The organism is Rhizobium leguminosarum bv. viciae USDA 2370, assembly GCF_002008365.1.
Taxonomy (GTDB): domain Bacteria; phylum Pseudomonadota; class Alphaproteobacteria; order Rhizobiales; family Rhizobiaceae; genus Rhizobium; species Rhizobium leguminosarum.
This window is the reverse complement of sequence record NZ_MRDL01000051.1, coordinates 718,320-734,885: the sequence shown is the minus strand read 5'-3', so window position 1 is coordinate 734,885 and position 16,566 is coordinate 718,320. Positions and strand designations below refer to the sequence as shown.

The following is a 16,566-nucleotide window of genomic DNA, read 5'->3' as shown; positions in this document are numbered from 1 at the left end:
TATCGTGACCAGCGAGCGATCTTGCGGCGTTCATCCAGGTCGATATGGGAGTAGGTGTGTCTCATTGCGCTTTCCTTGCGAGCGATAACCCATTGGCATCTTTCGCAAGTCGCGCTTGGAAATAGAATGTACCCGGCTACACACATATATCGCATAAGATAGATTATGGAACAGAAAGATGCCATTTGATTACAATGGCATACCTTCGTCATCCATCTCACAGGTCCACTCTTTTAAAATCGGCCTGCTCGAATTTGCGTCTTGACGATCCAGCACATCGACGAGTTCACCGGCGAAAGTACCCTCATGGAACAACTGATCCCAGCCAACAAACTCTTTCGAAACCCGTGTCTCGGACGACGCGCTTGGCCGCAACGTCCGGGTCAGAGAGTTGCTTTGACGGGATTCGACGAAAAGCGCGCCTGTCCGCCCGCCGTTGCTATTCCTCAAGTGTCGAGATGACTTTCGATGGTCTTTGCAGCTCCGTTGCGGCAGCAGAAGCCGCGGCATCGGCGGGACCGCCGGAAACATGAACAGTCGGCGTTGCAAACTGGATGCCTTTTTCCGCGAATGTCTTCTTGAGCATGGCGAGAGCCTTTCGGCGAACGCCGAACTGTTCGCCGGGTTTTGTCATGAACTTCAGCCGAATCTGCACGCCGTAGTCCGCCATCTGCTCGATCCCCTGCATTTTCAAAGGCTCGATGATGTTGGGCCCGAGTTCGGCGTCCTCCAGAAGCTCAACGCCGATGCGCTTGATGGTCTTGCGGACCTCCTCAAGATCGCTGTCATAGTTCAGGGTGAGCGTAATGATGTCGATGACCCAGTCGCGACTGAGGTTTTGCACCGCGCCCAGTTCGCCGAAGGGAACGATGGTGACCGGACCGCGATGGTGGCGCAAGCGGATCGATCGCAGCGAGAAACCTTCGACCGTCCCTTTATATTTCGCCGCCTGAATGTATTCGCCGATGCGAAAGGCATCGTCGAACAGATAAAAGACGCCGGAGATGATGTCCTTGACGAGTGTTTGGGCGCCGAAGCCGACGGCTATGCCGACGACGCCAGCACCTGCCAGCAGCGGTCCGATCTGAATGCCGACGGCATCCAGGATCATCAGGAAGCCGACGGCTCCGATCGCCAGGAACAGTACATTGCGAAGAATGGGCAGGAGGGTATTCAACCGTTGACGCCGGCGTACATCGGGTCCTTCCTGATGCCCTTCCTGCACGCTTCGCGACGCCACCGCCATCTGACTGTCGATCAACGTGCTTGCGAGCTTCCAGATAACGTCGGTCACCAGCAACACGATAACGATGCGGATTCCGGCGCGGATCAAACGCGTGGTCACGGTTTCGGCTGCGGCGAGGTCACTGAGATTGACATTCCACGCGCGGGCAATGAGGAGAGCGGCGACCACAATGAGACCGTTCCGCAGCGTTTGCATGATGACAACGGACCATCCGACGATGGCCGGATCCTCGACCGCCTGCCCCTCCCCGGATTGAATAATGCGACGAATGATATCATGAGCCACCGAAACGGTAAGCGGCAGAAGCGTAATGATGATCACCGTCCAGAATGCAGCGCGGAGCCCGGATACCCATAACAGCCACGATAGCAGGATGCTCGCGCTGAAGGCGACACAGACCAGCCGGCTCACAGGCGGCCCATCAGAACGAAAGTGCCGCAGCCAGATCATAACGATAAAAGCGATTGAAACGACACCAAGCCATGCTGCGGTAAAGAGGTCGGCCAAGATAGGTGAAGCCCCGATCGTCCCCATCACTTCAATGGTGGCCCAGCCAGCCGCCAGCACTGTGACGATTCCGAGGAGCCAGTAGTACCAGAACCAGGCAAGCGAGGTGACAAGCGTCAGAAGCCGCATATGCGGCAGACGGGCGCCTGGCGCGATGACAATACGGCCCACAAGCACGCCAAGGCGCACCATGAGCGCGGCTGATAGCAGGATGAGCGCAATATCGCGAAACACGGCAGGCCATGGAAAGAGGATAAACGCGCCGAGACTTCCGATCAGGTAACCGACCAACGCGAGAAGACCCATTGAAAGCCGGGCGGCGTGGAGCTTGATCCGTTGCCGAACGGTGTCGGCAGGCGCGTTCAGCACAAAATGGAGCAGCCCTCGCCCTGACCACCAGGCAAGGCGCTGCGCAACGAACCCGCCTGCGACGAAGAGTATGACCGCCAAGATCAGGCCGACAGGTTCGATACGATCATCCGTTTGGAAGACCCGGATCGCCGACTGGATCTGCCCGGGAAGGGTCGGAACGGCATCGACGAGTGTCAGCAACCTCTGGCGCAAATCCTGTAGTGACGTGGCAATCGAAGTCGGTGCCGCCTCTTGCGAGACTGCCACCGGCTGCGCCGGTTCCTGATTGCCCGGAACGATCCGGCCGACCAGCGCTCGTCCGGAATCATCATTCGGCAATTCGATAATAACCCGGATCGGCGCCGAGGAATTGGTCGGCTCAGCCGCCGAGGCGGGGTTTGCGCTCGCCAGCAGAAGCGTTGAAAATACCACCGCCACGAATGCACGCACTCTGCGGAGGGGATGACGGTCGTCGATGATGCGCATGTGGCCGTGGTCCCCGCGATGGTGTCGTCGCTTTTGCCGGATTGGTCGAAACTTCGGACTTTGTGAAGCGTTGCACGACCAACGTCAATCGACGAACCGGTCTCGGGGACGCTGACTGCGAACCAAAGGCCAGGCGGCGTTAAGACCGCAAGCTTCTGAAGGCCTCCCTGATCTCCTGACTGAGGAGTTCCGGCTCCTCCCAGGCAGCAAAGTGACCGCCCTTGGAGGCGCGATTGTAGTAGATGAGCTTCGGATAAGCCTTCGACAGCCAATGCCTTGGCGGCTTGTAGACCTCGCCGGGGAACACCGTGACGGCGACCGGTACTTTGACGGCCGTGAGCTTGGCGCCCGACATGACGTTTTCCCAATAGATCCGACCACTTGAAGGGCCGGTGTTCGTCAGCCAATACAGTGTGATGTTGTCAAGGATTGCATCCTTGCCAAGAACCTGTTCGGGATCGCCGCGTGTATACACCCAGTCGGCGATCTTGTCGTAAAGCCAGGCGGCGAGGCCGACTGGAGAATCCGCAATCCCGTAGCCGACCGTCTCCGGCCGTGTGCTCATGATCGCTGCGTAGCCGAAGCCGTTGTTGAGGAAGTCCCGGGCCTCGTCGAAGACGACCTTCTCATCCTGAGACAGGCTATCGGGAGCCGGCCCTCCATTTTTAAGAGCCTGCGCTGCGTCCGCTGGGAAAGTCGTCGCACGCTCGACCCTGTTGACGTGGATCGCGAGTAGCCCATCGGGCGCCTGGCGACCCAGGGCGTCGCTGATGATCGCGCCCCAGTCGCCGCCTTGCGAGACATAGCGGTCATAGCCAAGCCGCTTCATCAGCACGTCCCAGGCAGCCGCTATCCGCTGGGGGTTCCAACCTGTTGCTGGTGGTTTCCCGGAGAAACCGAATCCTGGAATCGACGGGATCACCAGGTGGAAGGCATCATCAGCCCTGCCGCCATGCGCCGTCGGATCCGTCAGCGGCCCGATGACGTCAAGCAGTTCGAAGACCGAACCCGGCCAGCCGTGGGTCATGATCAGCGGCAGCGCGTTTTCATGGCGGGAGCGGACATGGATGAAATGAATGTCCAGTCCATCGATATTGGTGAGAAGCTGTGGAAAACTGTTCAGCCTGCTCTCTGCCTTCCGCCAGTCATAGGACGACTGCCAGTAACGCACCAGTTCCTTCAGCCTGTCCGGCTGGACGCCCTGCGAACGATCCATCACGGTTTCGCCGTCGGGCCAGCGGGTCTCGGTGAGACGCCGCCTGAGGTCTGTAAGCGCCGCCTCGGAGACCTCAACCTTGAACGGTCGGATCTCTCCGGATGCGGCGACGACGACATCTGCAGCGGCGGACGTGCGTGGGAGGAGAGCGGCGGATATGCCGGCCGCGGCAACCCCCAACAACAGCGAGCGTCGCGATATATCCCTGTGTTTCAAAGAGTTCGGCAGTGCCATGGCACGTGTCCTTTCATGACATCGAGGGTCTTCCTGGGGCGGGAGGGGAAACGATGGCCCTGCCCCGCTTCAATGCCGAAAACGTCAGGTCTCGTCAGCTCCGGAACGAAAGATCAGAAACTTGTTGCCTTCCGGATCGCGAAAATATGCGCAGTAAGGACCCGTGCCATTCTCGCCACGTGGGCCAGGCGCTCCTTCGTCCGAGCCACCCGCCGCCAATGCCGTTGCATGGGCTTCGTCGACCTTTGAACGGGACGGAGCTTCGAAAGCAATCATTCCACCGTTGCCGACGGTGGCAGGGCGGCCATCGAACGGCTTGATGATGCCGAATTCGAGCGTGCGATGACCGTAGTAGATGGCTCGGTTGGGCTGGACGAGGACTCGTCCGATCCCGAACACGGCCAGAAGCTTGTCGTAGAATACCGACGCGGCATCCAGATCATTCGTGCCGACAGTGGCGTGGCCCGGGAGGCTGCGGACCTTGTTGGGGGCGGCCGCAACTTGTCTGCTTTGGGAAATGTCGTTCATATCAGTTCTTCCTTATATTGTCGCGGCCGACGCTCTGCCTTCCGCACGCAAACGCCAACGAGCTGTCTCAAATCGGCGGCTGGTGGATATTTGGGCGGGTCGATGGCCGGCCGGCACCTCGCCAAAGTGAGAGGCACCCTCTCGTTCAGATGTCAGCCTTGGGCTGCCGGGTTTCAGCGTGCCGCCGTCGAGAGGGTTCCTCTCACTTTCTCCGGCTACCGCGGGCTGACGCCGTGCTCAATTATTTGTGGCGACAGCCGGCTTTTGGGCTTTGGCTGACCGCCGTTCAGAAAGGACATCCTATGTCTAAGGACAAAACCGTAAATGCTGCATCGGCCGCAGCAACTCTCTCTTCCCAGGCGGCTGGAGCCTTCACTTCCGCGTCCAGAGAGGCCGCGCAAGACGCCGTCGACTTCATCGAGATCGATGAGGTCCTCACGCTGAGGAGGATGATTGTCCGCGCCCCCGCGCCAAAAGGCACGGTGCTTTTGCTGCATGGGTTTCCGGAAACGCTGACGGTGTGGAACGACATCGCGACAACCCTTGCTCACGACTACGACGTCCATGCCTTCGATTGGCCGGGCTACGGGCAGTCGTCGCGCCCGGCTTCGGAACGGTTTTCCTATGCGCCGATGGCGTACGCCCAGGTGTTGAAGGCCTATATCGAACGGGCAGGCATCGATCGGTCGAAGCTCGTGATCTACGCCACTGACATCGGTGCCCTCCCCGTCCTGCTGCTTGCTCTCGACGAGCCGACGATCGCCAGGCAGATCATCGTCGGAGACTTCGCGCCGTTCGACCGGCCGCACTACATGTGGGAGAACCTGCAGAACCTTAAAGCCGAGCCGACCGCCTCGCCGACCCGTGCCTACATGAACAAGACGAGCGACGAGATCCTCCAGAACGTGCACAGGCGCGGCCTATCTCCCGCTGAACAATTCGATCTGCCGGCTGACGTCCAGCGGGACATGACCCGTTCGTGGAGCCTTGACGGGATGACTTCAGCGGATGCCTTCGCCCACTACTACGCGAATTTCACCGGCGATCAGCATTATCTCGAGGCCAACCTCACCCGGCTGAAGACGCCCGTGAAGGTGATCTGGGGCGAGAAGGACATCTACATCGCAAGGGAGATGGGCATCGAGTTCGCCGGCAAAATCGGTGCAAAAGTCGATATCCTCTCAGGTATCGGCCACTTTCCGCATCTTCAGAACTCGAAACAAACGGTTGAAGAGATCAACACATCATTCAGATAATGTTTGATTATTTTCGTTTTTAGATAGCGCGCAAGTGAGGCAATGCCCAGTCGACGAAAGCCCGTACCTTCAAGGCGAGAAGCCCCTGGCGGGCGTAGACGATATGAATAGGCTGCGGCGCGCCGTCGAAATTGCGGAGGATGGGAACGAGCGCGCCAGACGCCAGCTCGTCGGGAACCTGATAATCGAACAGCCGCGCGATCCCCGCCCCGCCGACGGCCGCCGCAACACAGTTCGCCGCCGTATTCACCTCCAGCCGGTTGCGGGGCACCGCCTCAAGCGGCGTGCCGTCGACGTCGAAGGTCCAGAAGAATGTCCGCTTGTTGAAGATGATCCCGTCGCGATCGATGAGATCGCCGGGACGCTCCGGCATGCCATGCCGCTCGAGATAGGCAGGACTCGCACAGGTCATCAAGCGGAATTCCCCGACCTTGGCGGCATGGAGCGAACTGTCGGCGAGGTTGCCGAGACGGATCGCGATATCCACCTGCTCGGACACGAGATCGACCGTGCGGTCGAGCGACAGCAGGTTCAGCGATACCTCGGGATATTTGTCCATGAAGCTCAGAGCAACGGGCAGCACGTAGCGGCTCCCGTATTCGATCGGCATCGTGATCGTCAGCACGCCTCTGGGCGTCTGGTATTCCCCGGACGCCCTTCGTTCGGCCTCCTCCAGATCCGCCATGATCTTTCGGGCGGCGTCGACATAGTCACGCCCGGCATCGGTGAGCTGAAGATTGCGGCTGGTGCGGACGATCAGGTTCGCCCCAAGATGTCGTTCAAGGTCCGCCACCTTGCGACTGACGCTGGGTAAGGGCGCGTTCAGCTTCCTGCTGCCGGCAGAGATGCTTCCGGCATCGACGACGGCCAGCAATATGCGCATCGCTTCTAGACGATCCATCGGACACCGCCAGTAAGATATCGCTTCTGTTCAGCCCAGCTTAAGGCTTGGCTTTAGAACAAGATGATTTTAAGCCGGGTCGGCCTAAAATCTGAATCCTGTTCTACATTATATAGTTAGAGCATGATGTCGTCCGAAAACCGCTCACACTTTTCGGCATCATGCTCTAGTCAAGCAGCTTCCGTATGGCCATGATCCCTTTTGCAGCGTCCGACCAGGATTGACGCCAAATCAACACGCCGACGCTGAGGATGGTCGCCACAGCGAAGGGGATTGGCCCGATGAACCAGAAGGCGGCTGCAACGGTGAAGTAGTAAGATCGGACACCGACGCTGAAGGATCGAAGAGCAGGATTCAAAACCAGGGTCAGGGCGTTCGTCCAGCTGGCGATGTCCCTGTCTTCATCGCGGGACGGGCTCGCCCCGATCGCCGCCAGGCAGTAGTTGATCTGCCGGACCGCCCAGATGAAATCGGATAGTCCCCGCAGCAGTGTGGCCATGACCAACAAGACCTTGCACTGGAAAAACCACGCGGGGTCCTGAGCCGCAAACATCGCAATCAGGCCACCCGATCCATAGTTCGGCTCCATGAACAACGCGCCGCTCAGCCCGACGATGACGATGAGATTGGCGGATCCGAAGAAGGATGCTGAATTGATCGTGTGTCCCAGGATCGCGGCGTCGCCGATGAAGTTGTTGTCTCGCGTCAGGACCTCCCGCATCCAGGCCGCTCGAACGCGCACCATATCAACGGAAAGGCTATCGTTCCTCCTCGGCCACCCTGCTGCCATCAAAGGCTCGACCGCCACCCAGACGAGAATGAAGAAAACGATCGCCGCGACATTCAGAAAATCCATGGTGCCCCCGAACTGAATCTGGATTTTCTGAACACTACTTCGAGCTAACGGCAGCTCCAAGCGTCTATCGCCGCCCTGCCCTTCAGATCGACACGCCTATATAATGGCGTTGCATGGTCCGTCGCGGACTGCCGCGAGGTAACGGGACATCGTCGCAGCCCGAAGTCGAATGTGCTCGACCGCCTGTTGGGGTGTCACGGCCAGGAAACCGACATGGTCGCGTGGGCGGAGCTGGACGAAAGCGTCCAGATCCGAATCCACCACCGTTGCGATCTTGGGATAGCCTCCGGTCGTCTGGTGATCGGCCAGCAGAATGGTGGCGACGCCATCTCCGGCCACCTGCACCGAGCCCCGGACGATCGCTTCCGATGGCATGTCCAACGCGACGCTTGGCGCAAGCGACGGACCTTGGAGGCGTACTCCCATGCGATCATAGGCGTCGCTCAGGCGGAAGGGCGACGATAGGAAATTCGACAAGGTTTCCTTCGAGAAGAACCTATCCTGTGGACCAACCACCACACGCAACTCGGATCGCGGTCTTGCTATGACGGGACATGTGATCGGACCGTTTCGATCATCTCGCACTTCCGGATCGGCGAGAGTGAGCGTTTGACCGGCTGCAAGGCGCCCGCCGCCGAGGCCGGAGAGACTGTGAGTCGACATGCTGCCCAGCCAGGTCTTCGCCTCGATATGACCGGCGAAGGCCAGATAGGTCCAGCTTCCCCAGTGTCCCGGACGGATTGCCAGCCGTTCCCCGGCCTTCAAGGTGGCGACCATCCACGCGCCGCGCTTGTCGCCGGCATGCTCTATGATGAAGCCTCCTCCCGCGACGGCGAATGTAACCTCTCCCGACAGGCAGTCGAGAACCAGGCCGCCCATGGAGACTTCGATTGCCGGCTGACCAGCAGGATTGCCGACGGCGGCGTTGGCGGCTGCAAACGAGGTTCTGTCCATCGGACCGGAGGCCGGAACGCCATACCGCATCAATCCGTGACGTCCTCCGTCCTGGACCGCGACGTGAGGACCCGCGAAGTCGATTGCAAGGACGGCTTCGCTCATTCGGGGCACCTCGCGTCGAATTCGGCTCTCGATATGCGGCGGAAACGCACCGCGTCGCCGACGTCGAAAAGGAACGGACGGTCGTCGGACGCGGCGTCGAGGATCTTCGTCGGCGAGCGGCCGATGATCCACCAGCCGGTCGGCATGGTGAGCGTGCTCACCAGGCACTGCGGCCCCGCGATCAGCACGCTTCCGGCAGCTATGCCGCGAATGGGCGCCGGCTTCCTCGGCTGTTGAATGGCTTCGGGCACGCCTGCAAGATATGCATATCCCGGAGCGAAGCCGTACAAGAAGACGCTGTAGTCGCCCGAGAGATGGGCGGATATAACGTCTTCCGGCGATAATCCGCTTGCCTCGGCGACGGCGGCAAGGTCGGGCGCAAGATCAGGATCGTAGCAGACTTCGACTTCGCGCATCGCTCCAATCGTCGCTGGAACCTCAGCTCCCAGACGCTCGGCAATGGCCGCCTCCGTCGTGCGGTGATCGGCCACGAGCGGATCGAAGCATACGAGAATGCTGGCATAGGCCGGTACAGCTTCGACGAATCCTTGAAAGGGTGCCGCCTTCAAGGCGGCATCCAACTTGACGACCCGATCGTGGATCCGTTTATCGATGGTCGCGCCGAATTCGACGAGCACCGCGTGGCCGCCCACCGGACGGTAGTTCGGACCGGTGCCGGACGCTGCGAACGGGGTCTGTGACACGTCAGTCGGCGCCTTCGATCAGAATGAAATCCGCATCCGCGGCTCGCGCGCAGGTCCCGTAGGCATCCGGCTCGGTAACCCGGGCAATAAGATAGCCTTTGGCCATCACCTGTTTTCCTGTGTCGGTTGGAGGAATGGAGCCACCTCGATGCCTGCCTTTTGCAATTCCCTTCGCACGTGGACGGCCATGGCGAGCGCTCCTGGGCTGTCCCCGTGAACGCAGATCGAGTGCGCATCGAGAGGGATCGGAACGCCGTCGACCGTCGGCATGAGGCCGCTGGAGAGGTACCCGATCAATCTCGATGCCGCCTGTGCTGGATCATCGATCATCGCTCCTGGCAAGTTGCGCGGAACGAGCCGACCCGTGGAGAGGTAGCCGCGGTCGGCAAAAATCTCGCTGAAGACGGTCATGCCAGCATCGCGGGCCGCATGTTCCAGCTCCGTCCCGGAGATCGCCAGTACGGCAAGTTCCGGCGAAACCGCCCGGGTTGCACGGATGATCGCGTCAGCGACCGGCCGTTCGTCGGCCGCCCAATTAGCGAGTGCGCCGTGCGGTTTGATGTAACGGATGCGGGCGCCCGCCAGAGCCGCAGCGCCCATCAGCGCCCCTGTCTGCGTCGCCACAAGCTGCTCCACTTCCCGGACGCTCAAGGGGATCAGGCGTCGTCCGAAGCCCTCGCGATCTGCAAAGCCCGGGTGGGCCCCGGCGACGACGCCCCGTTGGCTTGCGAGCGCCAGCGTCTCCACCATGGTCGCCGGATCTCCGGCATGGCCGCCACATGCGATGTTCGCACTGGTGACGACGTCAAGGATCGCCTTGTCGTCGCCCATGCGCCAAGGTCCAAACGCCTCCCCGAGATCAGAATTGAGATCGATTTTCGTCATGATTTCCCTCAACCCTTCGCGCCGGTCTTGTCAGCTTCGTCGCATTCTGGAACGTCGAAGCCGAGGTGGAGCACACCTTCGCCGTACGCGTCAAGAAAACGACGCTGCTGGCTGCGCGTGGCGAGCTTGTGTGGCGGTCACGGGCCGACTTTCGCGCGGAGCTTCGGTGGCAAGCTTACCACTCATTCGGCACAGATCGAACCCATCAAGCGTAGGTTCCTGCCAAGCGAGGAATCCTTAAATCGATTCCGATTTGAGGAATTATGCAGTAAGATCGGCGGCGAAATGGTCGAGCACGTCGTATTCTCTGAAGAGCCGGGGTGACGTGATCGACCGGCAGCATTGGCGCGCAGACTGGGGATGCGGAATGAACCTTGTCGACAGAGCTTTCGGAGCGTCCGAATTTTCGGATGCCGAAGAGCCTGGGATTTTCACCTGGGAGTTGGCGACCGACAAGGTTTATGCGGATTCGGCGCTGGCAAACCTCTTTGGGCTTGATCCGGAACAGACCCTCACAGGGCTGCCGGTCATACGATACCTCGACCGAATTCATCCTGACGACAAGCCATCTGTGGCCAAGGCGATTTCCGAATCGGTGATCACAGGAAATCCGTATCGCTGTGACTATCGGGTGTTTGATCGAAGCGGGCAAATAGTAGCCGTGGCTGCCTTAGGTCGCTGCTTCAGGGATGAAGACGGAAACCCGTCGCAATATGCGGGCATCGTATTTCCGACGAATGATCACGTCCAGCAGGACGAATTGTCTGCTCACTGCAGTGCGGCACTGAAAATCGCGCGGTCATCCGGCCTGCAGGCGACGGCCGATGCGCTTGAAGCGATTCTCAAAGAGCTTGCCAAGCCGATGCCTTCAGACGTCGCGCAGGTTCATTGATTCCTTCCCAAGTGCTAGTTGTCGCATCAGATTTTTGGCGATTGCGATGGTCTGTGCGAGCCTTTGATACTTGACACCCGCAGAGGACGCTCTTCTCCGGGCAGTGATCGATGTTTCGGTCATCAGCAACGCGCCGCGCGCACCGCAGTCAGTGGCAAAGGACAGTGGGCATTTCGAGGCGGGTCAACAGGGACCGTGTAACCCCTCCCAAGATGAACTCGCGTAGCCTCGAATGGCCGTATGCGCCGGCGACGAGCAAATCTGCCTTGCGTTCCAGGGCTGCGCCTTGAATGACGTTAGCTGGCGAGTCTCCCTTCGCTTGCACGGCGGCGACATCGACGGCAAGACCAGCCTTGCGGAGCGCCGTCGCAAGGTGATCTCGGCCGCCCTCGTCAATCTGCTTATCATCGGTGATGGAAATCAGGACGATACGCGAAACCCGTTCCAGCAAGAACCTGGCACCCGCCAGTGTCCGCGCGACAGTGGCTCCTCCATCCCAGGCGACGGCAACAGCATCGATCCGGCCGGAGAAATTATCCGGGGGAAAAAGCAGGAGCGGTCTACCGCTTTCAAACAGCACGCTCTCGATCAGCGGCTTCATCAGCTCAGATGCTTCCAAAATAGAAAGATCATATGCGCGCGACAGCTCGGCAAGCGTTTGTGCGACAAACGGCTGCCTCACATCTAATGGCTGGATCTCGACCTCGACCTCGGCTTTTTTCGCATAATCACGGAGCGTCTGCCCGAGAACGGTTCCATTGTCTTTACTCAAGCGCTCCGCCTCCGCACGCATGTTGGCGACGTCAAGGAGTGATGGAAATCGCGGCTGAACGGGTTCGATCCTGACCAGCGGTATACTTGCCGTCAAACCGGCCTTTTGGTGAAGGCAAAAATCGACAGCATTCTGAAGAAGCGAGAAGGAGCTTGCGTCTGGATAGGTGGCCAGCGGTAAATGGAATTGCGCTTTCATGGCTGAAGTCCTCCGAATGCTTGCAGGTATCATTACATATGGGGGGTCTCTCGCGCTTTGACGAAGATCAAGGTCGCGAAACCGCGAAAGCGCGAGCGTGATAATGAACGTCCTCAACCGGAAGGAAGCGGAATTCGTTGGGCGAAACGGCAAAGATCTATGCTAAGCGATGAAGTGCGATGCACGATTGAATATCAGCACTTCGCAGAGCAGCTTGTGGATGAACAGCAATGGCATATACGGCGCAGCTGCCTTCGATGAATCGGCCGGCGCACCTGGACCCATCGGATGATGACATCATTGGTGACGACAGAAGCATTCCAGCGCCTCAGTCTGGCGCTTGCAATCGGCATTCTTGTCGGCATTGAGCGCGGCTGGCAGGATCGTGAGGCTGCGCCAGGTAAAAGAGTTGCCGGTATCCGCACCTATGGCCTGTCAAGTTTCCTCGGCGGCTTCTGCGGTTTCCTGCAGCCGGTGACAGGGCCGATTCTGCCGACAGCTATCTTTATATTCTTTTGCATCACGGTACTCCTCTTCAGCCGCATGCAGGCGGCACAAGAAGAGGATTACAGCGCCACCGGCACCATCGCCGCCCTGGCGGTCTTTGCGCTCGGCTTTGGTGCGGTCGTGGCGGATATGACGGTAACGGCCGCAAGCGCTGTGGCAATAACGGCCCTTCTTGCAGCGCGGGAGCCGTTGCATGGATTTCTTCGCCGATTGACCTGGCTTGAACTCAGGGCCGCTCTCATCCTGCTGACGATGACCATCGTCATCCTCCCTATCCTTCCCAACGAACCGATTGATCCTTGGCTGACAATCAATCCTTTCGAGCTTTGGATGATGACAATCCTGGTGGGAGCCGTTTCCTTTGCCGGTTATATCCTCATCAGGCTGAGCGGCGCCCGCGCCGGAATACTGCTGACCGGGACCAGCGGTGGCATCGTTTCCTCGACGGCCTTGACGCTTTCCTTCGCCCGTCAGTCGAAAGAGATGCCTGCCCTCTCGCCACTCCTTTCTGCCGGAGCAATGCTGGCGGGAGCCGTTTCTCTCGCCCGCGTGCTTTTAATTTGCGGCGTCATTGCACCAGCTGTTTTCGGGGAGCTTGCTCCATTACTCGCTCCGGCTGCTGCCACCCTCGCCATAGCAGGCGGCTTCGCCGCATTGCTGCAACGCCCGGATGACAGCACCGATTTTTCACCCCGAAACCCGCTCGAGGTGATGGTCGTGCTGCGCTTCGCACTCGTTCTCGCCGTCGTGACAGTCCTGACGCGAATGACCTTGATCGTCTTTGGAACTCAGTCGCTGATCGCCCTTTCATTCATCACAGGACTGGGCGACCTCGATGCGATAACGCTAGCCGTTGCGAAACTGTCATCCATCCAGGTGCCTGCAGATGCGGCCGCTCGAGCCATCGCGGTCGCCGCTTTCGCCAATCTTCTGGCGAAAGCCGTTCTTGCAGCAAGTATGGGGAGCATCGCCTATGCGGTTCGTTTTGCGATCGCAGGTGGTGTCGCGACCTTGGCCGGAATTGCCGGCTTGGTTTTGACATGAGCGCTTGTTCGCATTTCGATCACCGGCTCCAATGACGTTCGTCCAACCAGTCGGTGCCTGGGGACACCATCAACGATCGTCACCGCGGTCTCGCCTCAGAAAGATGACCGGCAAATCCCGCAAGCAGCACGCCGAGCGGAAGACGTCGAACCAGTCTGGCCGCAATGAAGGTTGCGCCGATCGCCGCGGCAAGTTTCAGCCAGGGATAGTCGCCGAGCTGGACATGGGCGCTTGCATCGACCGATGTGGCCTTGGCTTTCAGCGCCGCTTCCGCATCCTCGCGCAGCATGCCTATGCGGGCATTCAGCAGCCTGACCTCATGCTGCAGAGCGTTCAGGCTCTCGTCGGCCTTTTCACGCGCGGTTTGCTCAGCGGCATCGGCAAAGGGCGGATCGCCTTCCGCGATCAGTTCGTCGGGATCTGGCGGAAGGCCGTGGCGGTTGATGGATGATTGCATGGACGTATCCTCGAATAGGTGAGCGAGAGGCAATAAGGCCCGGCATTGCGGCCGGGCCTCATAATATCAGTGGTCGCGCCGGAAACCCTGGCTCTGGTGAGATCCGCCTTGCGATTGGGTCTGCGATTGGCGATTGGTTTCGTCCGATGACGGGGTGTCGGGGTTGGGCAAGGTATAGGCACGCACCTTGGCGCTTCCATGCGTGGTGTCGCGCATTGCAACCGGGCGCGCATCGTCGAACGCGCTCTCGGACACAGCGAGATCTTCCGACGATTTGCCGCCAGAGGGTTGGCCGGCAAAGCCGGTATTGGATGCGCCTTGCTGTCTGTCCTCCAACGACCAGAGATCTGCCCGCTCATCCATGTCGATGCTGCCCTCGTCGTCCAGAATATCGTGGACGGTCTCATAAAGCGCGTCATCGATATCATTGACCTGGACGAGGAAGCCGCCGCGCCGCAGCCCTTCTGCGTAGACCGCACGATCCTCGTCGGGGAAAAAGAAGTCTGCCAGCGCGTCGAAGAAGCCGCTGCGGTCGTCGCTCATCGCGCCGGCATTTTTTCCGTCCGCCTCATATCCAGGCATCAGCCTTATTCTCGCAACCGGCACGCCCGCATCTTCAAGACGGGAGACGGCGGATTCGGCCGCCGACCGGCTGTCGAAGAATGCCGTAAGGCTGCTGCCGCCTGTCGGTCCTGAAAAAGCCGGGTTGGTATCGTTGTAAATGCTGCCCATGGGACTCTCCTCTCGATGTCTGGCCCAGCCGCCAATCCGAAGTTTGGCGAAGTCTGGTGTCCTGACTTGAAGAACCGGCGGCTGAGTTGAATGTTCCAAGGGAATGGCATGGGAATGACTCCGCATGTCGCGCGCGTTCCATAACGTTGCCGCCTGCCATCAGATACGCAAAGTCGCAAATTGCGCCGCTCGCGAAATCCCTCAGCGGTTGACGTCAAACCGTCGAGACGCTAGCACGGCTTTGACGCATTGGGGATAATTCATATGGACATGTTTACGGCAGCCGGTCTGACGGCTTTGCTGCAGGTCATCGCTATCGACCTCGTTCTCGCCGGCGACAACGCCGTAGTTATCGGTCTTGCCGCAGCCGGCCTCGAGGCCACGCAACGCCGCAAGGCGATCATCGTCGGCATTCTGGCCGCGACCGTTCTGCGTATTCTCTTTGCCAGCGTCGCAGTCTATCTGCTGGCAATCGTCGGCCTGCTGCTGGCCGGCGGCTTGCTGCTGCTCTGGGTCTGCTGGAAGATGTGGCGTGAGCTTCGCGCCGGCCATGGCGAGAACCACGAAGCCGCAGGTGCCGTAGGCGCGCCGAAAAAGACCTTCTTCCAGGCGGCGACCCAGATCGTCATCGCCGACGTTTCGATGTCGCTCGACAACGTTCTGGCTGTTGCCGGTGCGGCGCGCGAACATCCGAGCGTGCTGGTCATCGGTCTCGGCCTGTCGATCGCGCTGATGGGTATTGCCGCAAACCTGATCGCCCGGTTGCTCACCAACCATCGCTGGATCGCCTATGTCGGTCTGCTGATCATCCTCTATGTCTCGCTCGACATGATCCACCGCGGCGCCGTCGAGGTTCTGCCCTACATGTAGTGACCCTGCATGCTGGGACCGGGCATGCAGTAACGCGGCTCAGGTCTCGATCCTGACCTCGGTCTCGAAGCTCATCTGGTCATACGCCGGCACCACATGGTCCGGCGTCTCAGCCATCACCACGTCGTAGTCGAGCGGCGTGTGCATATGCGTGAGGATCGCCTGTTTCGGCTTCAGCCGACCTATCCAGTCGAGCGATTGTTCCAGCGACAGATGGCTCGGATGGTAGGTATATTGCAGCGCGTCGATGATCAGCATGTCGAGATTTTGAAGCTTCTCGACTGTCTGCGGCGGGAAGTCGCTGATATCGCTGCAATAAGCGACATCGCCGATGCGGAAGCCGAGCGAGTGGATGTCGCCGTGCTGCTGGATATGCGGATGGAAGGCGATCGTGCCTCCCGGGCCGCGGATTTCCAGAGGTTCGTCGAGATTTTCGATGACAATCGGCAGCACGATCGGCGGATAATTGCTGCCCGGCGGCGTTTCCAGGCAATAGCCGAAGGCTTCCCGCAACCTGTCCATCGTAAATTGGTCGGCAAAGATCGGGACCCGGCGGCGGGTATTGTGAAAATAGCCGCGCAGATCGTCGATGCCGTGAATATGATCGGCATGCGGATGGCTGTAGAGTACGGCGTCGACATGGTCGGCCCCTGCCCTGATCATCTGCTCGCGGAAATCCGGCCCGGTGTCGATGACGACGGTGGTCACCCCACCATCGGGTGCGAATTGCTGCACCATGAAGGCTGCGCGCGTGCGCCGGTTCTTCGGATTGTCGGGATTGCAGGCGCCCCAGTCGCCAGTGATGCGCGGCACGCCCGGTGACGACGAACAGCCGAGAATGGTGAAACGCCGCCGGTAGAGCACG

Annotated in this window: 16 protein-coding genes; 4 read left to right on the top strand and 12 right to left on the bottom strand. The window is 59.8% G+C overall.

Features of this window, described 5'->3' with window-relative positions; genetic code table 11:
• Positions 1 to 439 precede the first annotated feature (439 nt).
• From BS629_RS30370 to BS629_RS30360, 3 genes are all read right to left on the bottom strand, one after another.
• Entirely contained in the window at positions 440 to 2,590 is a 2,151-nt protein-coding gene (locus BS629_RS30370; RefSeq protein ID WP_018242045.1) for a mechanosensitive ion channel domain-containing protein, read from the bottom strand.
• A gap of 139 nt (positions 2,591 to 2,729) precedes the next feature.
• Positions 2,730 to 4,040 (bottom strand): epoxide hydrolase family protein, encoded by a 1,311-nt coding sequence (locus BS629_RS30365; RefSeq protein ID WP_018242046.1) that lies wholly within the window; start codon positions 4,038 to 4,040, stop codon positions 2,730 to 2,732.
• A gap of 84 nt (positions 4,041 to 4,124) precedes the next feature.
• Positions 4,125 to 4,568: a VOC family protein gene (locus BS629_RS30360; protein WP_018242047.1), complete on the bottom strand. Its 444-nt coding sequence runs from the start codon at positions 4,566 to 4,568 to the stop codon at positions 4,125 to 4,127.
• 302 nt (positions 4,569 to 4,870) lie between these two features.
• Here BS629_RS30360 and BS629_RS30355 point away from each other — a divergent pair, with 302 nt between their 5' ends.
• The gene (locus tag BS629_RS30355; protein WP_018242048.1) at positions 4,871 to 5,824 is read left to right on the top strand and encodes an alpha/beta fold hydrolase; all 954 of its coding nucleotides are present in this window, start codon (positions 4,871 to 4,873) and stop codon (positions 5,822 to 5,824) included.
• A 19-nt stretch (positions 5,825 to 5,843) separates the two neighbouring features.
• Here BS629_RS30355 and BS629_RS30350 read toward each other — a convergent pair whose 3' ends face one another.
• From BS629_RS30350 to BS629_RS30330, 5 genes are all read right to left on the bottom strand, one after another.
• Entirely contained in the window at positions 5,844 to 6,725 is an 882-nt protein-coding gene (locus BS629_RS30350) for a LysR family transcriptional regulator (RefSeq protein WP_018242049.1), read from the bottom strand.
• Positions 6,726 to 6,891: 166 nt separating this feature from the next.
• On the bottom strand, positions 6,892 to 7,581 hold the full coding sequence (locus tag BS629_RS30345) for a DUF599 domain-containing protein (protein WP_026188392.1): 690 nt from the start codon (positions 7,579 to 7,581) through the stop codon (positions 6,892 to 6,894).
• 96 nt (positions 7,582 to 7,677) lie between these two features.
• The gene (locus BS629_RS30340; RefSeq protein WP_018242051.1) at positions 7,678 to 8,649 is read right to left on the bottom strand and encodes a 5-oxoprolinase subunit C family protein; all 972 of its coding nucleotides are present in this window, start codon (positions 8,647 to 8,649) and stop codon (positions 7,678 to 7,680) included.
• Entirely contained in the window at positions 8,637 to 9,344 is a 708-nt protein-coding gene (locus BS629_RS30335) for a 5-oxoprolinase subunit B family protein (RefSeq protein WP_026188393.1), read from the bottom strand. The genes BS629_RS30340 and BS629_RS30335 overlap by 13 nt, the downstream gene beginning before the upstream one ends.
• 105 nt (positions 9,345 to 9,449) lie before the next feature.
• Positions 9,450 to 10,229, bottom strand: a complete 780-nt coding sequence (locus BS629_RS30330; protein WP_018242054.1) for a LamB/YcsF family protein — start codon at positions 10,227 to 10,229, stop codon at positions 9,450 to 9,452.
• Positions 10,230 to 10,596: 367 nt separating this feature from the next.
• Here BS629_RS30330 and BS629_RS30325 point away from each other — a divergent pair, with 367 nt between their 5' ends.
• Positions 10,597 to 11,121 carry a PAS domain-containing protein gene (locus tag BS629_RS30325; protein ID WP_018242055.1) on the top strand — a complete coding sequence of 175 codons (525 nt, stop codon included), beginning with the start codon at positions 10,597 to 10,599 and terminating at the stop codon, positions 11,119 to 11,121.
• 148 nt (positions 11,122 to 11,269) lie between these two features.
• Here the strand turns inward: BS629_RS30325 and BS629_RS30320 are convergent, their stop codons facing one another.
• Positions 11,270 to 12,091: a universal stress protein gene (locus tag BS629_RS30320; protein WP_018242056.1), complete on the bottom strand. Its 822-nt coding sequence runs from the start codon at positions 12,089 to 12,091 to the stop codon at positions 11,270 to 11,272.
• Between the two features lie 288 nt (positions 12,092 to 12,379).
• Between BS629_RS30320 and BS629_RS30315 the strand changes: the two genes are divergently transcribed.
• Complete coding sequence (locus BS629_RS30315) at positions 12,380 to 13,642, top strand: MgtC/SapB family protein (protein ID WP_018242058.1); 1,263 nt, start codon at positions 12,380 to 12,382, stop codon at positions 13,640 to 13,642.
• Between the two features lie 79 nt (positions 13,643 to 13,721).
• Here the strand turns inward: BS629_RS30315 and BS629_RS30310 are convergent, their stop codons facing one another.
• Entirely contained in the window at positions 13,722 to 14,099 is a 378-nt protein-coding gene (locus BS629_RS30310) for a hypothetical protein (RefSeq protein ID WP_018242059.1), read from the bottom strand.
• 66 nt (positions 14,100 to 14,165) lie between these two features.
• The gene (locus BS629_RS30305) at positions 14,166 to 14,831 is read right to left on the bottom strand and encodes a hypothetical protein (RefSeq protein ID WP_018242060.1); all 666 of its coding nucleotides are present in this window, start codon (positions 14,829 to 14,831) and stop codon (positions 14,166 to 14,168) included.
• Between the two features lie 264 nt (positions 14,832 to 15,095).
• Here BS629_RS30305 and BS629_RS30300 point away from each other — a divergent pair, with 264 nt between their 5' ends.
• Positions 15,096 to 15,701, top strand: a complete 606-nt coding sequence (locus tag BS629_RS30300; RefSeq protein WP_018242061.1) for a TerC family protein — start codon at positions 15,096 to 15,098, stop codon at positions 15,699 to 15,701.
• 39 nt (positions 15,702 to 15,740) lie between these two features.
• On the opposite strand, the gene BS629_RS30295 is transcribed toward BS629_RS30300, so the two are convergent.
• A complete protein-coding gene (locus BS629_RS30295; protein ID WP_018242062.1) occupies positions 15,741 to 16,565 on the bottom strand; it encodes an MBL fold metallo-hydrolase in 825 nt (274 codons plus the stop codon).
• Position 16,566: the final 1 nt, after the last annotated feature.

What these genes read in the sequence shown, in the direction of transcription:
- BS629_RS30370 (WP_018242045.1), bottom strand. Translation starts at nt 2,590, where the DNA reads ATGCGCATCATCGACGACCGTCATCCCCTCCGCAGAGTGCGTGCATTC.
- BS629_RS30365 (WP_018242046.1), bottom strand. Translation starts at nt 4,040, where the DNA reads ATGGCACTGCCGAACTCTTTGAAACACAGGGATATATCGCGACGCTCG.
- BS629_RS30360 (WP_018242047.1), bottom strand. Translation starts at nt 4,568, where the DNA reads ATGAACGACATTTCCCAAAGCAGACAAGTTGCGGCCGCCCCCAACAAG.
- BS629_RS30355 (WP_018242048.1), top strand. Translation starts at nt 4,871, where the DNA reads ATGTCTAAGGACAAAACCGTAAATGCTGCATCGGCCGCAGCAACTCTC.
- BS629_RS30350 (WP_018242049.1), bottom strand. Translation starts at nt 6,725, where the DNA reads ATGGATCGTCTAGAAGCGATGCGCATATTGCTGGCCGTCGTCGATGCC.
- BS629_RS30345 (WP_026188392.1), bottom strand. Translation starts at nt 7,581, where the DNA reads ATGGATTTTCTGAATGTCGCGGCGATCGTTTTCTTCATTCTCGTCTGG.
- BS629_RS30330 (WP_018242054.1), bottom strand. Translation starts at nt 10,229, where the DNA reads ATGACGAAAATCGATCTCAATTCTGATCTCGGGGAGGCGTTTGGACCT.
- BS629_RS30325 (WP_018242055.1), top strand. Translation starts at nt 10,597, where the DNA reads ATGAACCTTGTCGACAGAGCTTTCGGAGCGTCCGAATTTTCGGATGCC.
- BS629_RS30320 (WP_018242056.1), bottom strand. Translation starts at nt 12,091, where the DNA reads ATGAAAGCGCAATTCCATTTACCGCTGGCCACCTATCCAGACGCAAGC.
- BS629_RS30315 (WP_018242058.1), top strand. Translation starts at nt 12,380, where the DNA reads ATGATGACATCATTGGTGACGACAGAAGCATTCCAGCGCCTCAGTCTG.
- BS629_RS30310 (WP_018242059.1), bottom strand. Translation starts at nt 14,099, where the DNA reads ATGCAATCATCCATCAACCGCCACGGCCTTCCGCCAGATCCCGACGAA.
- BS629_RS30305 (WP_018242060.1), bottom strand. Translation starts at nt 14,831, where the DNA reads ATGGGCAGCATTTACAACGATACCAACCCGGCTTTTTCAGGACCGACA.
- BS629_RS30300 (WP_018242061.1), top strand. Translation starts at nt 15,096, where the DNA reads ATGGACATGTTTACGGCAGCCGGTCTGACGGCTTTGCTGCAGGTCATC.